Origin of the sequence: Chitinophaga sp. XS-30 (assembly GCF_008086345.1) — a bacterium.
Lineage (GTDB): Bacteria > Bacteroidota > Bacteroidia > Chitinophagales > Chitinophagaceae > Chitinophaga.
On record NZ_CP043006.1, the window covers coordinates 743,649 to 765,837 of the forward strand.

At 52.8% G+C, this 22,189-nt stretch carries 9 protein-coding genes; 4 read left to right on the top strand and 5 right to left on the bottom strand.

The window, feature by feature from the left end:
• Positions 1 to 125 precede the first annotated feature (125 nt).
• The gene (gene uvrB / locus FW415_RS03105; protein WP_148382836.1) at positions 126 to 2,174 is read right to left on the bottom strand and encodes an excinuclease ABC subunit UvrB; all 2,049 of its coding nucleotides are present in this window, start codon (positions 2,172 to 2,174) and stop codon (positions 126 to 128) included.
• 91 nt (positions 2,175 to 2,265) lie between these two features.
• On the opposite strand from uvrB, the gene FW415_RS03110 reads away from it, so the two are divergent.
• Positions 2,266 to 3,066 carry a S1/P1 nuclease gene (locus FW415_RS03110; RefSeq protein ID WP_168208641.1) on the top strand — a complete coding sequence of 267 codons (801 nt, stop codon included), beginning with the start codon at positions 2,266 to 2,268 and terminating at the stop codon, positions 3,064 to 3,066.
• Between the two features lie 77 nt (positions 3,067 to 3,143).
• On the opposite strand, the gene FW415_RS03115 is transcribed toward FW415_RS03110, so the two are convergent.
• The gene (locus tag FW415_RS03115; RefSeq protein WP_148382838.1) at positions 3,144 to 4,067 is read right to left on the bottom strand and encodes a PfkB family carbohydrate kinase; all 924 of its coding nucleotides are present in this window, start codon (positions 4,065 to 4,067) and stop codon (positions 3,144 to 3,146) included.
• A gap of 494 nt (positions 4,068 to 4,561) precedes the next feature.
• Here FW415_RS03115 and FW415_RS03120 point away from each other — a divergent pair, with 494 nt between their 5' ends.
• Complete coding sequence (locus FW415_RS03120) at positions 4,562 to 5,065, top strand: hypothetical protein (RefSeq protein WP_148382839.1); 504 nt, start codon at positions 4,562 to 4,564, stop codon at positions 5,063 to 5,065.
• A 434-nt stretch (positions 5,066 to 5,499) separates the two neighbouring features.
• Here FW415_RS03120 and FW415_RS03125 read toward each other — a convergent pair whose 3' ends face one another.
• The 3 genes from FW415_RS03125 to FW415_RS03135 form a co-directional block, all read right to left on the bottom strand.
• A complete protein-coding gene (locus FW415_RS03125) occupies positions 5,500 to 7,488 on the bottom strand; it encodes an OmpA family protein (protein WP_168208642.1) in 1,989 nt (662 codons plus the stop codon).
• An 18-nt stretch (positions 7,489 to 7,506) separates the two neighbouring features.
• A complete protein-coding gene (locus FW415_RS03130; RefSeq protein WP_148382841.1) occupies positions 7,507 to 8,517 on the bottom strand; it encodes a PorP/SprF family type IX secretion system membrane protein in 1,011 nt (336 codons plus the stop codon).
• A 93-nt stretch (positions 8,518 to 8,610) separates the two neighbouring features.
• Positions 8,611 to 17,889, bottom strand: coding sequence for a gliding motility-associated C-terminal domain-containing protein (locus FW415_RS03135; protein WP_148382842.1), 9,279 nt, complete (start codon positions 17,887 to 17,889; stop codon positions 8,611 to 8,613).
• 704 nt (positions 17,890 to 18,593) lie between these two features.
• On the opposite strand from FW415_RS03135, the gene FW415_RS03140 reads away from it, so the two are divergent.
• Both FW415_RS03140 and FW415_RS03145 read left to right on the top strand, forming a co-directional pair.
• A complete protein-coding gene (locus tag FW415_RS03140) occupies positions 18,594 to 21,158 on the top strand; it encodes a hypothetical protein (protein WP_148382843.1) in 2,565 nt (854 codons plus the stop codon).
• A 98-nt stretch (positions 21,159 to 21,256) separates the two neighbouring features.
• On the top strand, positions 21,257 to 22,165 hold the full coding sequence (locus tag FW415_RS03145) for a transglutaminase domain-containing protein (RefSeq protein WP_148382844.1): 909 nt from the start codon (positions 21,257 to 21,259) through the stop codon (positions 22,163 to 22,165).
• Positions 22,166 to 22,189: the final 24 nt, after the last annotated feature.

Genomic DNA, 22,189 nt, shown 5'->3' on the forward strand with positions numbered 1-22,189 from the left:
CCGACTTAATTGGATATATATAAATCAATTAGATATTACAATCATTTATTCTGTTCGGTTCAAAACAGCACAATCATACCATTCAAATTACAATTAATTCTATATGACATTAGTTATTCAGGCGCCTATTTCCGCTTCATATTTTCCAGATCCTGCTGCATGGTGAACATCTGATCCCGGAGGCGGGCCGCCTCCATAAAATCGAGGTCTTTTGCGGCCTTTTCCATGTCTTTCCGCACCCTGGCAATAGACTTCTCCATTTGCGGGATGCTTTTGATCGTATCCTGATTATACACGGCTGCATCTTCGGCCACTATGGCCATTTCATCGTGCACGGCATAGGGTGATGAATCATCGAAATGACGAATTTCCAGCACGGAGGTCTGCCCCATGATCTGCTCTTTGGATTTTCGTACGGTCATGGGCGTAATACCGTGCAGCTCATTATATTTCCGTTGTTTCTCCCGCCGGCGGTCAGTTTCATCGATGGTGCGCTGCATGCTGTCCGTGACCTTGTCTGCATAAAAGATCACCATGCCATCCACATTCCGGGCCGCACGGCCTGCGGTCTGCGTCAGGGAGCGTTCATCGCGCAGAAACCCTTCCTTGTCCGCATCCAGGATAGCCACCAGGGAAACTTCGGGCAGGTCAAGCCCTTCCCTCAGCAGATTGACCCCTACCAGCACATCTATATTCCCGAGCCGCAGGTCCCGGAGGATCTCCACACGTTCCAGGGTGTCCACTTCCGAGTGGATGTACCTGGATTTAATATTGATACGATGCAGGTATTTGTCCATTTCCTCGGCCATGCGCTTCGTGAGCGTGGTCACCAGCACGCGGTCTCCCTTCAGCACTCTCTTGTCAATTTCATCCAGCAGGTCATCTACCTGGTTCTTGCTGGGCCGCACTTCAATCGGCGGGTCCAGCAGGCCGGTGGGCCGCACGATCTGCTCAATAACCACGCCTTCTGTTTGCTGCAGCTCGTACTCACCGGGGGTGGCACTTACAAAGATGGTCTGGTTCAGCAGGTTCTCGAATTCATGAAAGTTCAGGGGGCGGTTATCCAGCGCGGAGGGCAGCCGGAACCCGAAATCCACCAGCGTCAGCTTGCGGGAGCGGTCTCCCCCGTACATCCCGCTGACCTGGGGGATGGTCACATGGCTTTCATCTATCATCAGCAGGAAATCTTTCGGGAAGTAATCCAGCAGGCAGAACGGGCGCGTACCGGGGCGGCGGCGGTCCAGGAACCGGGAATAGTTCTCGATACCGCTGCAATAACCGAGTTCCCGGATCATTTCCACATCATAATTCACCCGTTCAGATAACCGTTGCGCTTCGATCAGTTTGCCGTTCGCCTTGAAATATTCCACCTGGGCCGTCAATTCGTCCTGTATTTCGTGCAGTATCTGCACCATCATATCCTTCGGGGCCAGGTAAAGGTTTGCGGGGAAGATGGCGGCCGTATCCAGCACGCCGATCCGTTTACCGTTGTTCACATCAAAACTCTCGATCTCCTCGATCTCATCCCCGAAGAAGGTGATGCGGTAACCGTAATCCACATACGGCAGGTTGATGTCCACTGTATCGCCCTGCACCCGGAAATTACCCCGGTTGAAATCGCCGGTGGTGCGGGTATAGAGGGCATTGACCAGTCCGTGCAGGAGGGTGTTGCGGCCGATCGTGAGCCCCTTGTGCAGCCGGATGATGCCATTTTCAAAGTCGGTAGGGTTACCCATACCATATATACAGGATACGCTGGCCACCACAATAATATCCCGCCTGCCGGACAGCAGGTTGGACGTTGCGCGGAGGCGGAGCTTGTCCAGCTCCTCATTTATGGCCAGGTCTTTTTCAATATAGGTATCGCTGACAGGCATATAAGCCTCGGGCTGATAGTAATCATAGTAGCTCACGAAGTACTCCACGGCATTTTCGGGAAAGAACTGTTTGAACTCACCATAGAGCTGGGCAACGAGGGTCTTGTTATGCGTCAGCACCAGGGTCGGTTTCTGTACGTTCTGGATCACATTGGCTACCGTAAACGTTTTTCCCGAGCCGGTGACACCGAGCAGGGTCTGGTACCTTTCGCCATCCTGGAGGCCTTCGGTCAACTGGCGGATGGCTTCCGGCTGGTCGCCGGCTGGCTGATATGGTGCATGGAGCTTGAATGGCATAATGATATCGGGTTTAATATGGGTACACAAATTTCGGATTTTGAAAGGGAAAGGCGAAATTCGATCGTTAAAAGTCGCTAAATACGTTTACATGGGAAAGTATTCTTTAAAAGGGTTCATGGCATTGGTGCTGATAACCGGCACCTTGTCCGCCAAAGCATGGGGCCCGGTGGGCCACCGCGTCATAGCCGAGATCGCGTCCATGCATCTTACACCGAAGGCGCAGCAGGCCATCCGCGCCATCATCGGGCAGGAAACGCTGGCTATGATCGCCAACTGGCCGGATTTCATCAAATCTGATACCACAGGCATTTACAATCATACTTCCACCTGGCATTATCTTGATTTCCCCGGTCATTGTACACGGGAGGAATATGACCGGCTGCTGGCCGCAGCCAAAGGGGAGAATCTGTACAGCCAGACCATGGCCATGATCCGGGAGCTGAAAGATCCCTCAACCCCGGCGGACCGGCGGCGGTTTGCACTGAGCTTCCTCGTGCATATGATCGGCGATATGCACATGCCGCTCCATGTAGGCCGGGATGAAGATATGGGCGGCAACAAGATCTCCGTGACCTGGTTCGACCGGCCCACCAATCTCCACCGGGTATGGGACGAGCACCTGATAGACTTCCAGCAATACAGTTATACCGAGTACGCGGGGCTGCTGAACCGGGTGGTGACAAAGCACAAACGGGCCGCCCTGCAAGCCGGCAGCGTGCAGGACTGGATGTGGGAATCCCATGTGTTGTCTGACAAAATCTACGACCGCACCAATGCCGGGGACAAACTGAGCTACCGCTACAACTTCCTGTTTATGGAAGATTTGAATGCCCAGCTGACAAAAGGCGGCTTCCGGCTGGCGAAGATATTGAACGAGGCATTTAAATGATCCTGTTGACCCCGGTTCATTAAAAAAGCCCCTGGCCGATCAGTGATCTTCCAGGGGCTTTATATATTTTGTCCGGTCTATACGAGGTCAATATCGAAGTTCACCAGCTGCACGAACTGTTCCAGCCGTGCGGAAATATCTTCCTTGCTGATCTCCCGGAGACGCTGCGCACCGAATTTCTCCACACAGAATGAGGCCATGGCAGAACCTACGATGATTGCGGTCTTCATATTCTCAAAAGAGATGTCCCTGGTTTTAGCCAGGTGGCCTACAAAACCGCCGGCGAAGGTGTCTCCGGCTCCGGTGGGGTCAAATACTTCTTCCAGTGGCAGGGCCGGAGCAAAGAAAACATGATTCTCGTGGAACAGCAGTGCGCCATGTTCCCCTTTTTTGATGATCAGGTAACGGGGCCCCATAGTAAGGATCTTGTTAGCTGCTTTTACAAGAGAATATTCCCCCGTCAGCTGCCGCGCTTCACTGTCATTCACCATGAGCACATCCACCATTTTCAGTGTTTTGAGCAGGTCATCCAGCGCCACATCCATCCAGAAGTTCATGGTATCCATGACAATAAGCTTCGGACGGGGGTTCATCTGGCTGATCACGCTCATCTGCACCTGCGGTGTGAGATTACCCAGTACCAGGAACTCGCTGCCCTGGTAGCTATCGGGGATCACCGGCTGAAAATCGGCCAGTACATTCAGCTCCGTAACGAGGGTATCACGGGAGTTCATGTCCAGGTGATACTTTCCCGCCCAGTAAAAGGATTTTTCGTCTTTCTTTACCTGTACGCCTTCCAGGGCTACGCCCCTTTTTACCAGGCTATCCAGTTCTTCCTGCGGGAAATCCCCGCCGATCACAGACACCTGATTCACTGGTTTTACAAAATTAGATGCAGCCCAGGCAATAAAGGATGCGGAGCCGCCAACGATTTTATCCGATTTACCAAAGGGCGTTTCAATATCATCGAAAGCCATGGTACCTACAACGGTAAGAGACATGTAATGGTTTGATTAAAGGTTGAAAAACGCAGCAAATGTAATCAATTGCCGGGCATTTACAGTCCCTTTCCATCAAAATGATCCCGGCCTCCGCTTTCCTCCGGTTTCACCGGCTGAATATCGCTGCACCCGTTATAATGGTCGGAGGCGGGGCGGGATTCGCCGGTTTAGCAGGCTTCACTAAACTTTATGATGACAATATTGATCATCGAAAGCACGCTTTCAAAATTTCACCGCCCGTTTCCTGATACAGCCATATCATATGATAAAGGCATCCTCCATCCGTCAAAAAAGGCAGTGGCATCGCAAAAAACGGATTTTTTTGTAGTCCGGAACAAGCCACAGCATTGAATTGTGATGAGAAAGAAAGATTTTTTTAAATGAATGGATGAATTTCTTTGTAACATTTTAATTCCAGCCCCGTTTTATCTAAGTCTCACAAAAGGGACTACACTTAACCTAATTATTAAACCAAGCTTTTAAAAACGGAAATCATGCTTATCCTTAAAAACCGGGCTCTCGGACTGAGCCTGCTGGCTACTGCTGTGTTTGGAATCACCCTTGCTTCCTGCTCTGATGATGATCCCAACCCACCGGCCAAACGTTCCAAAGAGTACCCTTTAACCGTATCTACAGGCACCGGCGGAGGTAAAGTGACCCTGCAGGAATTAACAGATTCCACTTTCACGATGACCATCCGTATCGACAAGTCTACCAAGGACACTACTTACAACTTTGTACTGTTCAACGGCACTAAGGATACGACCGTACTGGATACTTTCCATCTTGTAAAAACGGTTAAAAGTGCAACTACCGGCGCTCCGGTTGAAGCCAAATGGGAAAATGTAAAACAGATCACCATCGGTGAAACCACTAAAAAATGGAACTATGACAGCGTACTGAAGTACAGAGCGTTTGCACGTGTAGCGTTCGTAGATAAGGGCGCAACTGTAAAAGACAGTGTGGTGGCCATTGGCAACATCGGCAGCGCACAATAATATTTGCAGCTATTTGTTTAGTTGATAGATGGAGAAAGAGGTTGTATCAATGATACAGCCTCTTTATTTGTGAGATGACTACCCATGCTGTATAACACTCCGGATTTAAAATGTGTTCCATAGTCCAATATTTCAAAGAGCTAAGCTATTCTTTAATAGCTGTTATTTAAACACGCCGTTGCCCGGGCGTTTACTGCTGCGTTTGGAACCGGGATTGAAAACCCTTCGGTACAGCGGCTTATTGCATTGCGATGCGGCTGAAAAATTTCATGCATAATCAAAGTCTTCGAACCAAAGTGCATCGTTTTAATAACGCCCGGGGTCCTATAACGACAATAGCCGGATAAATCCGGCCATTGCTTGTATATGATAGGATATGGTTCATGGTGGGAAAGACTTCCCTGTCAGAACATCTTACTGCGTTAACCTGTGTGCTAATTCCTTAGTACCTTAAATTCCGTTCTCCGGTTAAGCTGCCTTCCCTCCGGATTGTCCTTTCCGTTGGGTAAAGTATTGGGCGCTACCGGCCTGGCTTCACCATAGCCTTTGCTGATCACTCTTTCTTTCTGAATACCCTTGCTGATGAGATAATCCACACAGGCTTTAGCGCGGGCATCCGAAAGTTTCAGGTTGTATATGTCGGTGCCCTTGCTATCGGTATGTGCGCCCAGTTCTATTTCCATCTTGGGATTATCCAGCAGAAGGTAGTAAAGTGTATCCAGTACCTCGCGGGATTCCGGACGCAATGAGGCCTTATTGTAGTCGTAGAAGATATTGTCGATCACGATCGGTTTGTCGATCTCGAAACGTTTCAGGCAAACGGAGGGGTTCATCATGGAATCAACCATGGTCAGTTGTTCTGAGTCGAAATTGAAGTTCTTCGAGAAATAATTTTCCTTTTCTATCAGCACTTTGTATTTCCGGTTCATATCCACTTCGAACATGTAGCTTCCTGATGTGCTGGTGGTTTGTGTTTCCAGCACATTGCGCTGCGTACTGTCCAGCAACGTGATCTTTGCTCCTGCCAGCGGTTGCCCGTTCTCGCAATCCAGCACCTGGCCTCCGGCCATTTTGGCTTTACGCCTGACGGCAAAGATCTCCAGGCAGCATACAGATTCCCGGTCGGAGCTGATATATCCTTTCTGCAAAGCGTTATTGGCCTGAAGCGCGGCATAATACAAATCGTCCTTTGCGGAGTTGAGCGGATATCCCATGTTTTCGGGAGCGGACCATCCGGTGAAGCTGCCTTTGCTGGAAAAGAAATCCAGTCCGCCAAAACCGGTGCGGCCATCTGTACTGAACACCAGCACCTGTTTTGCCGGATCATAGAAAGGAGCGCTTTCTTCATCTTTGGTATTGACGGATGTCCCCAGATTGGTAGCATTGCTTAACCCCCCACTGCTGTTGACGGTGCAATACCAGAGGTCGAATTTCCCCATGCCGCCGGGGCGGTCAGAAGAGAAGAGAAAGTATTTCCCGTCCGAAGAAACGTATGGTTCTTTGGAGCTGTAGCCAGCCACGTTGATGTTGGCATCCAGTGCCTCCGGGGCGGTCCATTCATTCCCCTGCCGCACACTGCGGTAGATCGCGGATTTTTTCACCCCGTTATTTACCGACCAGCGCGTGAGGTACAATACATTACCATCTGGGGCTACAGCAGCCACGCCTTGTTCCATACCTTCTTCCATGGGAATCGGCAGCTTTTCCTCGCTGTCAAAGCTGGCGTTGCTTCCCTTTGCCACGTATAAGGTATTGATGAAAGGATTGTCATTCTTTTCGATCAACACGGAATCAGGACGGGATGAGGTGAAATAGAAAGTGTTACTGCTCACTGGCACCGGCGCATAATTGGCGCCGCCCTGGTTGATATTACCAGCTACCTTGATCACTTCATAGCGCGGCGGCAACTGCATCTCCTTCATGGCAAACTCACAATTGGCGATCTCGACTGCAGTACGGTTGCTATATTCATCATATCCTTTATAGGATTGGCGGAACAGCTGGAACTGCGTAAGCGCATCTTCATATTTTGCCGCGGAACGCAGGCATACGGCATACCAGTAGCGCACAAGCGGAAACTGAACGGGATCGAAGTTCACCGCTTCGGCATACCATTTCTCCGCATTGGCAAAATCATTGTACATGCGGTAGGATTCGGCCAGACGATACACCACGAGTTCATAGTCCTTGAGCTTTTTCTGTTTGGTCTTGCCGCTTTTTTCCACGAGGTAAGGCCTGTATTCCCCGGGTTTCACGGCAAATGTGCCGAGCGCCTTGTTATAGTATTGTGCGGCGGAGTAGTAATCTTTCTTCTCGAAATAATTATCCGCCGTGCGTTTGTAATCATATATGTACTGTTGCGCGTGCAGGGTGCCGGCCATGCCAATGGCGATCAACAGCAGGAAGAGTGTAAGTCTTTTCATAAAGTTCATCATTTGATGTTATAGCCTGGGGCAGATGAAATATTCCGGTTCCATGATCCTGCGCTTGCGGCCGATGAATGACAGGGAAAGCTCAAAGGCGTTGCTGCCGCTGGTAAGACGGCTAAGGTTGGATGTATTGGCATCATAGCTCAGCCCGAGCGTGAAATTCCTGTAATGGAAACCGGCGAATGGTGAAACAGCATCATTTACCCGGTAGTTCGCCCCCAGCAGCAGGTCAAATTCCATATTCACCCGGATCTGTGAATACACGCCCGCGACGATCTCCTCTGCATTACCCTGGCGCATGTAAAGGCCGTGGGGGGTTATGCCGACCATATCCGTCAGCTTTATCCTGGAACCGCCGTGCACGAGGTAACGGACAGGCAGTTTCCGTTTATCCTGGTCTTCTGCTACAAAGGGGTCTTCCGGCTGAGTAAGATGCGCGCCCGCCACACCGATAAAGGGGTTGAACCGGTGATTGGGATTGCCGTCGAATAACATCAGGCCGGCGTTTGCATCAAACACGGTTGACGATGTTGCTCTCAGCTGTTCTCCCGAAGGAATATTGGGATCGAAGCCGGACACGGGATTGTACTGGCTGCCGAGCTGGAACTTCGACTGGTCCACCCGTCTGTTGATCACTCCGGCCTGGATGCCCGCCACCAGGCGCGTGGTGCCATTCGCGCCCATTTTTACACCGCTGTAGGAAACGGTGGCCATGGCATTGAAATAATTAAATCCCGCATCACCGGCGGACATGTTCAATGCAGTAATACCCAGCCCCACGTTCTTTTCCGTAGCAGCATCGAACGATACACCTGCGGTTGAATAAGGGCTTCCGAAATTGGCCCATTGGTTCCGGTAGTTGCCGGTGAGCCTGTAATCTCCGTCGATCACCCCTGCCAATGCGGGGTTAAGCCAGAGCGGGTAAGCGTAATACTGGGAAAAGTGAGGGTCAACCTGTGCAGTCGCCGATCCGGTGAACATAGCGCACAGTGCGATCAAGCCTATCATAAATCTGTTCTTCATGGGAACATTTTTTTTCGGTTTGGAATAGGCCGGAATGAAGCTGCCTTCATTCCGGCTGTTTAAAATGCATTTTTTGCCTGCCTGTTATCCGGGTTATCTTACAATTGTAATTGTTCCGCGTTTCTGCACCTGTGTACCGTCCTGCAATACTGCTTTCAGCACATAAGTGTACACGCCAACCGGCTGTTTCACACCGCTCATTGTACCGTCCCAGCCGCGGCCCTTGTCTTTCGATTCAAATACCATCTGGCCCCATTGGTTGAATATTCTCATTTCCATGGTGGAGATAGTGGTGCCGTACACAAAGAGCACGTCGTTCAGGCCATCTCCATTCGGCGTAAAGGCATTCGGAACAAACACGGCATTACCTGCCGGATTGTCCGTACCGCCACCACCGAGGAACCAGGCGCTGTTCGCGCATGGTGTTGCGCCGATGGCCATAACCTGCAGCGTGATGGTCTGGTTGGGTTCGAGCCCTGTTACGGTATGCGTAGTGCCTGTAAGGCCGGAACTTGGCTGCGTAAATGTTGCGCCGCCGTCTGTCGATACCCTGTAACCGATCGCTCCCTGAATGACATCCCACTGGAAGGTGATGGATGTTGCCGTTCTGCTGGCCACCGTTACGCGTGGTGCATCCAGCGGCTCAAGGATACTGATGGTGATGGGGGTACGGGTAGCGCTCATACAACCGCCGTTGTAACCTGCGGCTACATAGTATATGGTTGTGGCGGTAATACCGGGTGTTACGAACACCGGTCCGGTAAAGATCGCGGCGCCGCCGGTCGCTGCTGTGTACCAGCTGAATATCACGCCGGCCTGTGTGGAGGACGCGGTTAGCGTAGCACTGCTGTCCTTACAAACCTGGAGTGCGTCTGCCGTTACGGACGGCGGCAACGGAACATCGCCCACCGTGGCTGTTGCCATCGCTCTGGTATCGCTGATGCAACCGCTGCCGATCACTGCTTCCACATATACGCTGATGTCTGCGGTCAATGTGCCGGTGGTATAGCTGGCCGATGTGCTGCTCTGCAGCAGCGTGCCATTCGCCGGTGCGTCATACCAGCGATAGGTAACCCCTGGTACGGGATTCTGCACGGTGAAGGTGGCTGTGTTGCCTGAGCAAACGGTCAATGTTCCGCCGTTCACAAGCACAGGGGTTCCCGGAGCGTCAGCCGGGATCAGGATCACCTGTGTACGGCCTGTACTGGTACAATTACCGCCCTGAACGGCACTTTCCACGTACAGGGTATCCCTTGTATTGACTGGCTCGCTGATATAGGTATTGCCGGTGAAGAGGAGATTACCTCCTGCCGGGGCATCATACCAGCGGTAATCGATACCGGTAGTTGGGCCCTGCACATTCACAGTAGCACGGTTGCCACTGCAAACGGTCACCTCCGCATCGAGGTCCGGAGCATCCGGGCCTGCCGTTACCACCACGCTTACTCTCGTGCGGGTTGCGCTGGTGCAGTTATTGCCGTTAACGGCTTCTACATAGTAGTCCTTATTTGCTGTCAGGGCCGGTGTTACAAAGTCTGACTGAGATGAAAGCACCGTACCACCCGTGGCCACATCATACCAGCGATAGGTCAGGCCTGGTTGCGGGCTTTGTACGCTGAGCGTAGCGGTATTGCCTGAGCAGATCGTTTTTGTTGCGGCATCCACCGTTACAGCTCCCGGAACCGGATTAACGGTAACGGTTACACTGGTACGGCTGATGCTGGTACAGGTACCGCTGGCTGCTTCCACATAATAGGTAGTGGTTGCTGTCACCCCGGCCGGAGCAAAGGTTGTGCCTTGTGCCAGCTGGGTTCCTCCCGTCTGTGCGCTGAACCAGGTGTAGGTAACGCCCGGCAGCGGATTCTGTACCGACAGGCTGACAGCGCTGCCTGCGCAGATAGTGGTGCTGCCTGTTATAACCGGCAGGGCAGGAGGAGTTGTCACGGTTACGCTTACCTGCGTCATCGTTGCGCTGACGCAACCGCCTGCGGATACTGCTGCCACATAATAGTTTACTGCTGCTGTAACCGGACCGGTCACGAATGACGGGCCGGTGAACAGTTTATTGCCGCCTGGCGCATCGTACCAGTCGTAAGTGATACCCGCCTGCGGGTTCAGTACATTCAATGTAGCCTGCGCACCGCTGCAGACAGCCACGTCTGCTGACTCAACTGCCGGCGCCGCGGGGCCTGCCGTGATCACGACACTAACTTTCGTTCTGGCCGGGCTGGAACAGTTGCTGCTGTTGATCGCTTCTACATAATAATCGGTATTGGCGGTCAGCGCAGGTGTGGTGAAGTCTGCCTGGGTAGACAGTACCGTGCCGCCCGTTTCCATGTCATACCATCGGTAGGTCAGTCCGGCCTGCGGATTCACTACGCTCAGGATCGCCGTGTTGCCGGTACAGATCGTTTTTGTAGCAGCGTCTACCGTTACTACCGGCGGAGCAGGATTAACGGTAACGGTTACACTGGTTCTGCCGGCGCTGGTGCATGTGCCGTTGGATGCTTCCACATAATAAGTGGTGGTTGCGGTAACCCCTGCTGGTTTAAAGCTGGTGCCTTGCGCCAGTGGTGTGCCCCCGGTCTGCGTGCTGAACCATGCATAGGTGAGGCCGGTTTGCGGGTTTTGTATGGACAGGCTGATGGAATCGCCGGCGCAAACAGTTGTGCTGCCGATGATCACGGGCTGCAATGGCGCCGTTGTAACCTGAACGTTGACCTGCGTCTGCGTTGCGCTGGAGCATCCGCCTGCAGATACTGCTGATACGTAGTAATCCGCTGCTGCTACAACCGCGCCGGTCACAAACACAGGGCCTGTGAACAGTTTATTGCCGCCCGGAGCATCGTACCACTCATAGGTGATACCGCCCAGCGGGTTCAATACGCGCAATGTGGCCTGTTCGCCGCTACATACCGTAACGTTTGCAGATTCCACAGTGGGCGCATCCAGCTCATTCTGTACGCTTACCCCGGCAGTTGCGCGGGTTGTACTTGGACAATTGCCTGTTCCTACAGCTTCTACGAAGTAGGTAGCGCTGTCCGTCAATGCGGGGGTTATGAAGGTAGCGCCGGTGGCGAGCATATTGCCGCCGGTCGCTGCATCGTACCAGTTATAGGTAACTCCTGTGACAGGGTTCTGTACGGAAAGTGTTGCGGGCTGATTATTGCAGACAACCGTAGTGCCATTTACCAGCACCGGAACAGCCGGGGTGGTATTTACCGTTACGGTAGCCTGTATCCTTCCGCCGCCGTTTATACAACCGCCTGCGGCATTCACCGCTTCTACATAATAAATGGTGGTGGCCGTCAATACGGGGGTAGTGAATTCAGCGCCTTCAAATACCGGCGTACCGCCTGATTGTACGGTGTACCAGCGAATAATGAGGCCTGTCGTGGACGAGGTCACGCGTAATGTTGCCGTTGTGCCGCCGCAAATGGACACGTTACCGGATTCCAGTACAGGGTCCGGCGGGGCGGTTACCACAGTAACAGCAACGGGTACACGGGTTGCGCTGCCGCAGGTGCCGTTGTATGCTTCTGCATAGAACGTTGTGTTAGCGGTGAGCGCTCCGGTAGTGAATATGCTGTCCGCCGATAGCGGCGTGCCGCCGGTTGCGGTACTGAACCAGCGGATGCTGTGCGCTGCATTCACCGGTCGTGCGATGAGCGTAGCGCTGCCACCGGTGCAGATCGTCGTATCGCCTTTCAGGATCGCGGGCAATTCGGGTACAGCCTGCACCTGCACGGTTACCGGCGTACGCACCGGGTTGGCACAATCCGTGGAAGCACGATAGCTTTCCGCATAATAGGTAGTGCTGGCAGTCAGCTGGGGGGTGGTGAACACTTTCCCGGTGAATACCGGTGTTCCGCCGCTCGGGCTCGTGTACCATCTTACCGTTGCACTGTCTGACGCTACAGCAGTAAGTGTTGCTGTGCTGCCTGCGCAGATGGTGATAATATCCGGAGTGATGACCGGTGAGGACAATACGCGGTTGGCGTAGTGAACATTCAGGTTCACCAGTGCGGAAGCCACACCGCCCCGTACTTTTATTTCTATTCTGTCATAATCATCTCCCGGAGAGAATAACACTGCGCGCTGATTGGTGCCGCCCAGCACAACGAGGCTGATGCCGGTGGAATTCAGCGTACGGGTATCATTATTGGAAACCGCACCATTGTAGGAAGTGACCTCGATGGCGCTGAGTACGCTGAGATCCAGGAGCCCTGTGGGGAACGAGAGCCTCAGCTTCACTGTATCCCCGGCAGCGGCAAGGCTTCCGAAGTTCAGTGTTTGCGAGATATCCGCTCCAAGCAGGCTCAGTACCTGGGTTATTGTTGCGAAATTGGTGGTATCGGTGTCCACCGCATTATCTCCGGCATTCACGGCACATCCCACACAAAGGCCATTGACGTTGGAGGTCTGGCTGTTGGCAAAATCACAGCCCGGATTGAAGTCCCGGTTCACGTTCACGGTAGCGGCCGTTCTGCCGCTGGCACAGCCGGAGGCTGCTACAGCTTCCACAAAATACCTGGTGGTATTGGCCAGCGCCGGAGTGGTAAAGGGATTACCTGTAAATACAGGTGTCCCGCCTGTTGAATCCAGGTACCAGCGGTAGGTTGCTCCCGGAGAAGCTGAAGTGGCGGTCAGTGTAGCAGTCTGACCGTATTCCACGATGCCGCTCACGGGATCGATCACTACTGTTGGCTGAATGGGAACTTCGTTTACCTGGACGGCTACAGTTGCAGGGGTTGCGCTGATGCACTGCCCGTTTGCAGCCACTACATAGTAGGTGGTGCTGGTGGTCAGTGCAGGCGTAGTGAATGAAGGGCCGGTAAATATTAAGTTATCGAGCGCGGCGCTGGTGTACCAGTTGAAGGTAACACCAGGCGTTGCGGAGGTGGCGGAAAGCGTGGCAGTGCCGCCCGCGCATATTTCAGCGCTTTGCGGGGTGACATCCGGCGTGCCGGGTTGTGCAGAAACATCTACCTGTACCGCAGTACGGGTATCGCTGGCACATCCGCCGGCAGAAACGGTTTCCGCATAGTACACTACGGAGCTGTCCAGCAGCGGGGTAACGAATTCAGCGCCGGTGAACAGCACTGTGCCGCCTGTGGGCTGGCTGTACCAACGGAAGGTAGCCCCTGCGGGCGCCGTTGCACGAAGGGTGGCGCTGGACCCGCCGCAGGTAGTTACACTGGTGCTTTCCAGCGTGGGAGCTGCAGGCGATCCGGCAATGGTTACCACTCCTTTGGTCCTGATGGGGTTTGCACAAGCCGTACTGGCCTTCATCGCCTCGACATAGAAAGCAGTGTCTGTTGTAACGGGACCAGACTGGAAGTCCGTACCGGTAAACAGTACCGTACCGCCTGTGGGCTGGCTATACCAGCGGTAGACGGTATTGGCGAGCGGCGTTACAGAGAATGCTGCCGTGCCGCCAACGCAGGTGCTTACGGTATCTGCCTGAAGCACCGGTACCGGAACAAAACGTTGTGCATAATGCACGTTTACGGCGTTCAGCGCCTGTGCAAGCCCTGAATTCAGGCGAACTTCCACCCTGTCGAACATCGCTGAGGGTGAGAAGGTCACCAGTGCCTGCTGATTGCCCGGCAGCAGCTGCAGGTTCAGCAGAGAGGTATTCAGTGCCGTGCGGTCATTATTATAGGTATTACCATTGTAGGTAGCGATCTGTACACTGCCAAGCAGGGAGATATCTGCCAGGGAAGCAGGGAATGACAGCAATAACCTTACGCTGTCCCCTGCGTCGCTGGCTGCAGGGAAGATCAGGGTTTGCTGTACATAGCCGCCCAGCAGGCCGAGGATGGCGTGAAGTGAAGAGAAGGTCTCTGTACTGGCGTCTACGGCGGAACCCTGATTGTCCACATAACAACCTACACAAAGGCCGTTTGCGTTGCTGATCTGTGTTGTGGCGATATCACAGGGGACATCAGGATTTGATATCACAACATTGGCCACAACAGCGATCCGCTGTGGAGTGGCACATCCTGTGCTGGTAGTGGCTTCCACATAATAAGTAGTGGTAGCGCTCAGTGCCGGCGTGGTAAAACTCGGGCCTGTGAAGACCGGTGTACCGCCTGTGGGCACAGTGTACCAGTTGTATGTCAGCGCCGTATCGGGCGTGTTCACGTTAAAGGTTGCGGTGCCGCCTTGCGGGATGGTCACGGAATTGGCGGTTACGCTGATGGTGGCGAGGCCGACCCTGACAAATACGGGCTTGCGGACTTCGCTGGCGCAGGTTGTGGTGCCTGAAGCGGCTTCCACATAATATACTGCATTGGCGGTTACGGAATCCACCGTATAAGTATCGCCGGTAAACAGCAGATTGCCGCCGGAGGGTGCATCATACCAGCGGAACGTTGCGCCTGCAGGTGCTGTTGCATTCAACACAGCATCCTGGCCACTGCAAACATTTACGGTATCCGCTGCTACTGTTGCCATGGGAGTGATCTGCTGAACGTAGTACACGTTGATCTCGGTCAGTGCTGTGGCGATGCCATTCACCCTGATCTCCACTTCATCGAATACACCGGAGGGTACGTAGGAAAGCACCTGGCGGGTGCCGCCGTCCAGGAGTTGCGCATGCAGGAGACCATTGTTCAATGCCACTACATCGGCTGCGTTTTCAACGCCGTTATTGCGTGGGCGGATGGTAACGTTTCCCAGCAGCGTAAGGTTCAGCAACCCGGTGGTGGAGCCTACGACTATGCGCAGACTGTCGCCGGCGGAGCTTTCCTGTCCGAATGCCATGCGCTGGTAAACCCCGGCTCCGAGGAGACCAACGGGAACATTAAGCCGTGAGGCCGTCTGCGGGTTGTCATCCACGGCCAGTCCGGCATCAGAGATGGCGCATAGCAGGCAAAGGCCGAAGGTATTGTTGGTTTGTGTTATCCCCCTGCCGCAAGAGAGGTCCGGACTGCCTGGCCCTACCATTACATTGACGTCAACGGCGGTGCGGATATAGCTGGTAAGCCCGTCCGGCGTGGCGGCCTCCACATAATAGGTCTGGTCCTGCACCAGTACAGGCGTAGTGAATTCGGGGCCGGTATGCAGCAGGTTGCCGCCAGTTGGCGCATCATACCAGTTAAAGGTAGCGCCCGGCAGGCGAATGGATGCGGTAAGCGTTGTATCGTTGCCAAATGGAACGCTTACATCGTCCGGCGTTACCGTTACGGGGATGAAAGCGGCGGCTTCGTATATATTCAGGCTGGAAAGTCCGGAAACGAGACCGGTCAGATCCACCTGGGCGCCGTCGAATGTGCTGTTCACGGGGATGGTTACCCTGAATTTGCCGACGTTACCGGTTACATCGAGACCGAGGGCCTGGAGGTTGGCAAGACTGTTGTCCAGCATCATGGCATCTCCGTTGGGGGTATCGCCATTGTAGGTCTGCACCCGGATGCCTGACAGCAATTGTGCGCTGAGCAGCTGACTGGGTACACCGAGAGTAAAGGAGATGCTGTCTCCGGCCTGATAGGTGCCGGGGAATTTAATAAGTTGTCCAACGGAGCCCAGTGCTCCTACGGTGAGGATGGCCTGAGAAGCCGTAGTGGTGTCTTCATCCACGGCGAGGCCTGGGTTCTGCACGAGGCATCCGAGGCAAATGCCGCTGATAACGGGACTTTGTTGCTGATCTCCGTAGGTCCACAACGGGCCAGGGCCGCCGCTGACGGTTACATTCGCTGCCGTGCGGTGGAAGCTGGTCAAACCGTCCGGTGTGGATGCTTCGGCATAATATGTTTTGCTCCTGGTGAGGGCCGGAGTGGTGAATTCGGCTGTTGTAGCCAGCGGTGTGCCGCCGGTCGGCGTATCATACCAGGTGTAGGTAGCGCCGGGAGCCCTTACACTGGCCTCCATAGTGGCGGTACCTCCGGAGGGTACGATGGATGAGGGGGGTGTTACAGTTACCGGCATAAATGCTGCGGCTTCATATATCCGCAGGCCTGAAAGGCCGGCCAATACAGCGGATGTTCCGATCCTTACCCCATCAAAACCGGTGTTAACGGGAATGGTTACACGGAACTTTCCGGTACTGCCGATGCCGGCGCCCAGGGCTTCCAGGCGAACGAGCGAATTGTCCAGCAGAATGGCATCGCCATTGGGCGTACCTCCCATATAGGATTCCAGTGTGATCCCGCCCAGCAGTTGGGCACTGATAAGCTGGTTGGGTAGTTCGAAATCTACTGCTATGCTGTCTCCGGCCTGGTAAGTGCCGGGAAAATGAATGAGTTGGGAAACGCCTCCCAGGGCGCCTACAGCGGTGCTGAGGAGGGAGGAGGTGTTGGGGTTGGCATCAACGGCATTCAGCGGGTCCGTGACGGTACATCCAACACAGACGCCGTTGATCAGCGGGCTTTCCTGCTGATCGCCGTAGGTCCACAGGGGGCCGGGGCCACCGCCGATGTCTACGTTCACGGCTGTACGGATAAAACTGGTCAGCCCATCTCCGGTTGTGGCTTCCACCCAGTATTGATGTACACCGCGGGTCAGCACCGGTGTGGTAAAACTGCTGCCGGTCCCCAGCAGATTGCCACCGGCAGGGGCATCGTACCAGTTATAGGTAGTAGCGCCGAGACGGTGAGAAGCCGTGAAGGTAGCCGCGCTTCCTGCCGGGGAAATGACAGGGTTGGCGGAAGGCGTTACGGTTACGGGGACGGTGGCGGTAACTTCATATATATATAATCCGCCGAGGGCGCTCAACAATGCGCCGGTGGTCACTTCAACCCGGTCAAACGTGGCGCCGACAGGGATGATGGCCCTCATTTTCCCGGAAGCGCCGACACCGGCGCCCAGTAGCTGGAGATTAACAAGTTCGTTCAGATCCGTCACGGATACGGAGGTGTTGCCGTTGAAAGCCTCCACGCGGATACTTGCGAGTATGTCCGCACTGAGCACGGCGGTGGGCACTTCAAAGTCCAGCACAATACTGTCCCCGCTCTCATATGTACCGGGGAAGATGATGCGCTGACCTACCCTTCCGGCGATGCCGAGCGCGATCTGCACCCTCGCGGCCGTGTTGATATCCCCGTCATACGAGAGGGTGGGCGATTGTACACTGCAGCCAACGCAGAGCAGGGGAATAATATTGGTGTGGCTTGTACCCGGACTAAAGATCGGGCCCGGAGCGAACATATTACGTGTACTCGTGTACGTTATTGTCCGGTTTTTCTTTAGCAATGGCGATTCTCCATACACGGTTATCGTGGCTGGGGCTGCTTTTTCTATGGCGGGATACCACCAGTACTGCGTGTTATTTGCTGCGGAGGCATCCGTGGCCAGCCCTGTGGGCAACAGTGAGGCCATCAGTATGACAAAAGCGCGCAAAACACTCTTAGGAGTAACATTCAGACTCATATACAATGCTTTGGGTTATGTATGAAAGTTATTATTGCGAAATAGATACTCGAACACATGGTCCTGATCGATCAGGATATGAATTGGCGGTTGAACTGCATTCACAACATCAGGGTATAATTTTGAAGAAAGGTAATCTGTCAAAAAATCAGATCTGCTGATTCGGTTCCATTCGTTTTTGATAGGATACTTTCTTAGTTACAGGAATGGTTATTGCATTAACGACTACACGAAAGTAGGGAGCGTCAGCGTGGAATCGATGTGCCATTTCTGTTCATTAATCAATATTCATTCACTCTGTTCATTTTCATGAAATCCTGTTCATTTTGTTCATTTTAGCACAGGGAGAACAAAATATTTGCATCTTTGTATTCATCTGTAAAAGGGCCAATCACCTGCTCATTGTCAATTGTAAGTCAAAACTTTATGATGAATCCACCCGTATCCACCTCTTTTGTATTAGTTAGGTATCCTAATATGGTGCATTATACCGTACAGCAACTAACGCAAATATTATTTCCGGGCTTCGCTGTTCATTTAATATCTTGATAAAGAATTAATAAGGCATGCCTGTTCACCCGAATGACACCTGTTCATTTTATTCATTTTTATCCGCCTGAATCCGAATGTTCATTTTACTACGTATGTATGTCATTTATACCTGATCCCCAGGCTCCCCTAACCCAGTCAATAATGTTACCTATATGATCGACCTGTCCTACGATTATATCATTACGCTTCAACAGGAAGTGTTAAGAAAGTTTGGTGTGGACCATATTCAACCAAACCAGTGCAAGCATCTTGCCCAATCCATTTTAAAACAAACTGGCAAACTTGTTAGTGAGACAACCTTAAAGCGTGTATTCGGTCTGGCGGCCACTCAGCACAGCTTTTCCCGCTACACCTTGAACACACTTTCACAGTATTGCAGATTCAAGGACTGGGAAGACTTTCAGCAGCAACTCCAGCGTAAAAGCCCAAAGCAGCTGGCAGGCCATTCCAGATGGGGCGATATCAAAAAGAAAGCGGTAGCCGTGTCCAATTACACCATGCTGACGCTCAAGAACCGCAGCGGTATCCCCTTCCCACACACCGTACCCCGCCAGTACTGCCTGTCGCACATCGAACGCTTCCTCGAAAGCAGTTATGCCGCTACTGTACTGATAGCCCCGGCCGGCTGGGGGAAATCGATTGCGCTGGTACACGCAGCCGAACACAACTGGTTTGGCAGGAACGCCGTGCACCCGGAAGATATTTGCTGGTTCGTTAATGCCCATGCTGCCGGAAGCCTCCTCCTCAAAGGGTTCTCCCTGTCGTCGTGGCTCGACAACCAGCTCAGCCTGGGCAATGGCGAGAACTTCCGCGAATATTTCAGCGCCCATCAAAACGAAAAAGGCGGAAGGCTGATACTGATCATCGACGGCTTCGACGAGATCACCATGGGTGCAGACAAGCTGAAGATGCTCTATAACAAACTGGAGGATTTTGTATATTCCAATGACCAGCATCCCTGGGTAAAGGTCATCCTCTCCATCCGCTCCAGCACCTGGGCGGAAGTATTCCAGCAATCCCTGCAATACCCCGCCTTCCGAAAATGCTGGTATCTCGGCCCGGAGATGGATGAAGATACCAATACCAACATCCCCATGCTTACCGCAGAGGAAGTGAAGAGCGTACTCTATAATTGCAACTTCCCGGGAACCACCGTCCAGGCACTGTCCGACGGCTTCCTGCAAAAACTGCATCATCCGTATTATCTGCAACTGTTCTGCCAGTTCAATCACTCACCCGGACAATCGTTCGTAGATGAAAATCTCAGTCTCACCGAGATCATTTCCCGTTTCATCCAGCAACGCGTCTTCAACTCCCCTGCAAATACCTTCAAGATCCGCATCATTCAAAAAATGCTGCAACTGCTGGATATGGGGAAAGGCGGGTTGCGGACGGACAAGAGTGCATTGCTGAAGCAGCATCCGGAACTCTTTCCGGCCTATAAAGAACTGATCGCAGACAATATCCTGGTAGAAGAAAATTTCAGCCAGGAGATCATGTTTAACGTGAAAGTCCGCTTTGCGCACAACTTCCTGCTGGAATATTTTACGGCCATGCACTTTCTGGAAGCCCACGGAGAATCGGTTTCCGTGGCTATGTTGCGGCAGGTGCTTGACTATTTCCCTCAATCGCCCTTCCGGATATCCGTTCTGAAATGGATACTGCGCTTTGCCATCATGCACGAGCAGGCAGACAGCATACGGCTCATCTTCCAGCTGCCGCTGGCTACGATCGAAAAAGCCCATCTGCTGGAATACCTTGTGCTCCATTATCAACAGGGAGACAAGCAGGAACAGCTCCAGCAGATCTTCCCCCATGGCTATTTCCGGAAGAACCCCATCAGCACCTTCATCAATGATGATTTCATTCATTTCAAAAAACAAAAGCTCCTGAATACCCTGCTTAGCATCGCAGAGTCCACCGAAGACAAACTGAAGATCCGTTCGAATCTCTTTATTATGGCCATGATGCGGCTGGATGCGGAACAAAGCGAAATAGAGCTGGCCGGCATCAAGAAGCTCTGCGCAGGCAATGAAACGCTCAAAGAGATGTGGATAACACCATATGAAGCGTTCCTGTTTATTTATGAATACCTCAAATTCGGCGCCCTGAATGTGGAAATGCGGGACAAGATCTATCACTATGCCCGCCACTGGAGCATCCCCAGCCGGAAAACTTTTTCCGTCGGAGACGAGTCCGTTTACCGCGCCATCTGCTTTGCCTTCCTGTTAATGGGCGATCATCAGCAGATGATCGGGTTTTCACAGCGGCTGTTCAGCGAACATCCGTCCATCCTCTTCAACCGTACAGACCCGTTCCGGCTTATGCTGCTTTGCTGGAAAGCACAGGCCCACCTCGGCGTGAATGATGTAGCCGCAGCCAAACGTATCAGTACACATATAGAACTGGTACTGCGGCACTATTCCACCGATTTCTTCAGCGGCCGCCACCTGGAAGCCCTGCAAAAAATCATCGCAGCGGAGATATGGTACAGGGAGAAAGAACTCAACAAAGCCATCCGCGCGGCAGAATCCGCTATGGACATTGTACAGCGGCTGGACTTCAAACTGTTCGCACTTCTGAACTATGGCGTACTGAACCGTATCTACCATCATCTGCAAATGGACAAACAGCAAAAGGATGCCAAACGGAATATCATCATTATCTGCGAAGGCACTACTTTCAAACAGGTGATCCCGAGATTGGTGGAACTGTAGCAATCGCCGGTAAAGGTGCTGCACAATGATAGCATTTTGCCGATATACCCGGACTTGTGCCGCATATTTGGCATAATTTTGTGGTATTATAATCCACAATGGCCATTGATCAAAGTAAATACACCACCCTACAGCATTTTCTGCTGAACCTGTTGAGCCTGTTGACCATTCTGCCGCTGGCGCCGTATATTAACAGGTTCCTGCCAACCATACAGGTATGGGACTGGCATATTGACCTGGTACTGTCCGTTCTCATCGCTTTTCTGTTCACCCGTCTGCTGCTGTGGTTATTCAAACCGCTGATCATCCCCGCCTTTGCGCTCGTTGCCGGCTTTATGCTGTTCAATACCTGGACGGGCCGCTACTCATTCTCCAATGTTATCAATGATTATCAGGGGATGGTACAGGGCAACTGGGGCACCAGGGACAAAAAACAGCTGGATATCCTCAGCTTCTATCCGCGCAGGGTGGAGAGTTACGTCGATAAAACCGTACGGGGCATCAGGGAAAAGATCAATTTCCAGGACTCTACGGTACGCAATTTCTCCGTACAACATTCGCTCGATCACTATGACGAATACTGGCCCAAATACGGCAAGATCATCAGGTATCTTTCGCTTTACCGGCATATAAGGGAGAATTTCAAATATGTGAATGACAGTCAGCGGGACGAGTATTTCGCGACACCCATGGAGACTATCCGCAACGGGCTGGGGGGAGATTGCGACGACCATTCCATCCTGGTCACCTCCTGCCTCCAGTCCATCGGCGCACGTACCCGGATCGTACTGATCCGCGGCCACGCCTACCCGGAGCTTTATTGCGGCAACGAGCAGGAATTCGAGGTCATCAAACAGGCCATCGTGCTGCTCTTCAACAATCCTCCCGTAAAAGAGTTATATTATCATGAAATGAAAGGGGAGTACTGGATCAATCTTGATTATACGGCACGCCATCCCGGCGGCCCTTACCTGAACGACAAAGTATATGCCCTGATAGAATTATAGGCTTAATCAATAAAAACATCATCA

Bases quoted from the DNA above. Each gene is read 5' to 3' on its own strand.
- FW415_RS03110 (WP_168208641.1), top strand. From the start codon at position 2,266: ATGGGAAAGTATTCTTTAAAAGGGTTCATGGCATTGGTGCTGATAACC.
- FW415_RS03120 (WP_148382839.1), top strand. From the start codon at position 4,562: ATGCTTATCCTTAAAAACCGGGCTCTCGGACTGAGCCTGCTGGCTACT.
- FW415_RS03125 (WP_168208642.1), bottom strand. From the start codon at position 7,488: ATGAAAAGACTTACACTCTTCCTGCTGTTGATCGCCATTGGCATGGCC.
- FW415_RS03115 (WP_148382838.1), bottom strand. From the start codon at position 4,067: ATGTCTCTTACCGTTGTAGGTACCATGGCTTTCGATGATATTGAAACG.
- FW415_RS03140 (WP_148382843.1), top strand. From the start codon at position 18,594: ATGATCGACCTGTCCTACGATTATATCATTACGCTTCAACAGGAAGTG.
- FW415_RS03145 (WP_148382844.1), top strand. From the start codon at position 21,257: ATGGCCATTGATCAAAGTAAATACACCACCCTACAGCATTTTCTGCTG.
- FW415_RS03135 (WP_148382842.1), bottom strand. From the start codon at position 17,889: ATGAGTCTGAATGTTACTCCTAAGAGTGTTTTGCGCGCTTTTGTCATA.
- uvrB (WP_148382836.1), bottom strand. From the start codon at position 2,174: ATGCCATTCAAGCTCCATGCACCATATCAGCCAGCCGGCGACCAGCCG.
- FW415_RS03130 (WP_148382841.1), bottom strand. From the start codon at position 8,517: ATGAAGAACAGATTTATGATAGGCTTGATCGCACTGTGCGCTATGTTC.